The following is a 3795-nucleotide window of genomic DNA, read 5'->3' as shown; positions in this document are numbered from 1 at the left end:
GGTTAGTGAGAGCCGGAGGCCTAGCCCGGACAGGGAACCCACGACAGCGGCGGTTTCCGTTCGGCACGGCCACAACAGCCACGCTTGAATGGTGCCTGAACATTCTTTTGGCTCAGCGACCTCCGGCTAATCCGCATCGGCTCCAGTCCGGTCAATAGACTGACCGCGCGCCTCGCGTCTGTTGACATAGCGACGGTACAGGGTGCCGGGATAGGTTGCCCAAGAACGCAGGGCGTGGATGCTCGCCGGCAGCCATGCCCGTTTTGCGGTCGCGTGCCCCCCCATGAACTTCTCGGCGTCGTCCGGATGTTCGATTTCCACGCATGCCTCCTGGATCTCTTCGCGCTTCTCCTTAAACGGAATGTACGCGTTTGCCGCACCAAGTACCAGCGGGGACTGGCTCACCAGGACCGATGTCAAAATCCCAAAGTTCTGGAACAGCGCGCCGTAAAGCGCAACTGTACTGGGAATCACGTTGATCACCAGGCTTCTTTGTAGATTTCTGTGAAGCCCCGCGGAAAGCCGGAAGAGATAGGGCAAATGCGAGAGCGTCCCATCCAGCAGAACGATCCGAGCCACGTCGGTCGCGATCGCCGTCGAGCCACTCAGGGAGATCGACACCTCCGCTTTCTTCATCGCGAGCACGTCGTTGACCCCGTCTCCGATGAAAACCACTTTTCTCCCTTCCCGCTGCAGCTTCGCCACGATATTGGCTTTGTCGCCCGGCAGTACATCGTAGTGGTATTCGTCCATCCCCAAGGTGTTCGCCAAGGCCCTGGTGGGTCGCTCGTGATCGCCGGAGATGATCACCTTGTGCGTTACGCCGATGTTCTCCAGTTGACATAAGACGTTTGTCACCTCCGGACGAGCTAAGGTATACAGCTCTAGGGCGCCGCGCACCTTTTCGTCGACTGCGATCAGGATCGCGGTGTGGCCTTCCGCGTAGGCCGTCTCCATGACCTGTTCAATCTCCGTCGCGACCCTAAGACCGTTCATTTCCATAAAGCGGCGGCTTCCCAGCAGCACCGACTTCCCATTGACGGTGACCGAGACGCCGTAGCCAATCTTGTAGCTCGACTCCTCGATCTCCGGCAGCAGCAAATTTCTTTCTTCCGCCCTCTTAAGAATCGCCTTGGCGATCGGGTGTGCGGATCGATATTCCGCAGCCGCAGCGTAAAAGAGCAGCTCATCCCTGCTGAATTCCACATCGCTCAGCAGGATGCGGCCGACCTCCGGTATTTCCTGCGTCAGGGTTCCGGTCTTGTCGAAAACAACGGTGTCGAGATTCTTGATATCTTCCAGGACCCGGCCGTCCTTGATCAGAATCCCTTCCCTGAGCGCGATATTCAGGTAATTGAGCGTCGACAGCGGGGCGACGACCCGTATGGTGTTTGCTATGTGAGCATAAAGAACCCCAACGCTAGCCGCCGGCCCCAGGAAGGGCCACACGGCTGCCGACACGACCATCAGGGGCAGGGTATAGCCGTTCGCCCACTGCTCACCCTTCAGCTCTGAGCTGCTCCTGAAATCGATCGCGTTGTTGATAATGTCGCTGATCTTGCCAACCGTGGTCTCCTGTCCGGACTGCTCGACCTGCACCAGGATGCGTCCGGAGATGAGAATCGTCGACGCAAACACCAGCTCACCAACAAACTTCTCCGCCGGCCGGGACTCGCCGGTGAGCGCCTGCTGGTCGACAGAGGCGAAGCCTTCCGTGATGACGCCGTCGACAGGAATGACCTCGCCGGTGTTGACGAGGACAATATCGTCCTTGCGCACGCTGTCCAGCGGTACCTGGACTTCGGCGCCTTCACTCAATATCCAAACCTGCCTGGGACGCCTGGCGAACGCATCCACCACTAGCTCCTTGGATCGGTCTTTGGCACTGGAGAGGACAAACCTCGAGACATGCAGTAGCCCTATGCCAATCGCCGCCGATACAAGGGCGCCAAGCCACACCATCATCATATCGGCGATAGCATACAGAACGTAGCCGTCGACCTTCTTGTTTTTGACAAGCGAGGTTTCTGCTTGCCTGATATAAGGAATTGCGACGTAAGCCAACAAGATCAATGTCACGATCGTCAGCGGCGGATAGAGGTACCTGCCTATGGCGGTCCCCATGGAAACGCCGCTCACGATCACATAGTGTTTATGACGATCAGTCTCATCATGAGCGGGCGCAGCAAGCCCACCAAGAACCCGGGGCTTGCGTTGCTTCCGCGAAACCCGCTTCGTCAGCTTCCGCAGCTTCTGATTAACGGCTATATTCTCCGTGACCTCGAACAGTCTGACGCCAACATATGCCGCAACGACAACGCCCAGGGCCCATACCATGTCCGCCTCCGATATTTCTCAGGATCATTCGCGCCGCTTGAAGCCAGCGCGGAACGTCATCGACCGTCGACCATCGACCATCGACCATCGACAAAAAAAGGCTTCGATTCATCGAAGCGGACGGCGCCAAGATCCTTCACAACCGAGGCACCCGGCACCTTCAGTGGTGTGTCTCTCCGGCGTTGATGCCATACCGATGGGAAGCGACTTCAGTACCGGACCGCCTTGGCGAGTAGTCTCGCAATCACGTCGACATGACCGGTGCGCGCTCCGATTACCGGGCATTGACCGACAAAACAACGCTGGCCGAGGGTCTCAGATCGGTCAAGGCGCGATGTGAGCGCCGCACTGACTGATAATGCGGCAAGCACTTCCATACACCGAGCGCGGTGACGCGACTCCGCGCCCGGCGTTTAGCCGCTGGACATTCGCGCGCCCTCCCCTATTTCTTCAGCAATGGCAGCATGCCGTTGACAACCCCGCCTGCCAGCCCGACAGTGTACAGAGCCAAGGCCCCATAGACACTCAGGTGGAAAAAGTACGCGCCGACGATGCTCGTCGCGTTCGGAACGACGTCCCACAAGACGCTGTTCCTGAAATTTTTTTGCAAACGATCGTTTAGCTCAAACAGACTTGCGACTTGGCGTAAATTCCCTTCGAGCAGGATAACCTGCGCAGTGTCTGTTGCAATGGACGCGGCCCCTCGCAACGACACGGCGACATCCGCCTTTTTCAACGCGATCGCGTCGTTGATACCGTCGCCGATGAAGCATACCGTCTTGCCTTGCTCCTGAAGCTGCGAAATCCGAATCGCCTTGTCTTCCGGCAACGTTTCGGCAAAAAATCCGTCGATGCCAAGCTCGGTTGCGAGCGCCTTGGTTGGAGCCTCGTGGTCTCCCGAAATAATGTAGGTCGTAAGCCCGCGCTGTTTCAGTTCGCTGACGATCCGCTCGGCCTCCGGGCGCACAGTCGGATGCAGCTCGATGATCCCGGCGATCGTTTCGCCGATGGCGACAAACGCAAATGTATAACCCCGAGCATGGCCCGCCGCCTGAAGTGCTATCATCTCATCCGTTAGCTGGATGTTTTCGAGCTCCATGTACCTGCCACTGCCCACTCGCACGACTTCGTCGTCGACGTGCACGCAGATCCCGTAACCGACCTGATAATGCGTGTCATCCACCGATGGCAATATCAGACCAAGCGCCTCGCTCTCCTCCATTATCGCCATGGCAATCGGATGGCTCTGTTTGTGCTCGGCAATCGCTGCGTAGTAGAGAATCGCGGATGCCTTGTACCCGGCATGGCAGCTATAGATTCTTCCGACATGGGGCTGCTGTTCGGTCAGGGTACCGGTCTTATCGAAAACAACCGTATCCACGTATTGCAGCTTCTCCAAAACAAGGCCGTCCTTGATCAGCAGCATCTTCCTAGAGGCAGAAGAAAGGTGTGTCAGGA

At 57.7% G+C, this 3795-nt stretch carries 2 protein-coding genes; both read right to left on the bottom strand.

Annotated elements, in window-relative coordinates; genetic code table 11:
• Window positions 1-126: 126 nt before the first annotated feature.
• Window positions 127-2337, bottom strand: coding sequence for a heavy metal translocating P-type ATPase (locus CKO31_RS25315; protein WP_200243461.1), 2211 nt, complete (start codon window positions 2335-2337; stop codon window positions 127-129).
• Between the two features lie 442 nt (window positions 2338-2779).
• On the bottom strand, window positions 2780-3795 hold a 1016-nt coding region (locus tag CKO31_RS25310), incomplete at its 5' end, for an HAD-IC family P-type ATPase (RefSeq protein WP_207148113.1).

Origin of the sequence: Thiohalocapsa halophila (genome assembly GCF_016583825.1) — a bacterium.
Taxonomy (GTDB): Bacteria; Pseudomonadota; Gammaproteobacteria; order Chromatiales; family Chromatiaceae; genus Thiohalocapsa; species Thiohalocapsa halophila.
The sequence above is the reverse complement of the archived record's forward strand: the minus strand, read 5'-3'. Positions and strand labels throughout refer to the sequence as shown.

What these genes read in the sequence shown, in the direction of transcription:
- CKO31_RS25315 (WP_200243461.1), bottom strand. Translation starts at nt 2,337, where the DNA reads ATGGTATGGGCCCTGGGCGTTGTCGTTGCGGCATATGTTGGCGTCAGA.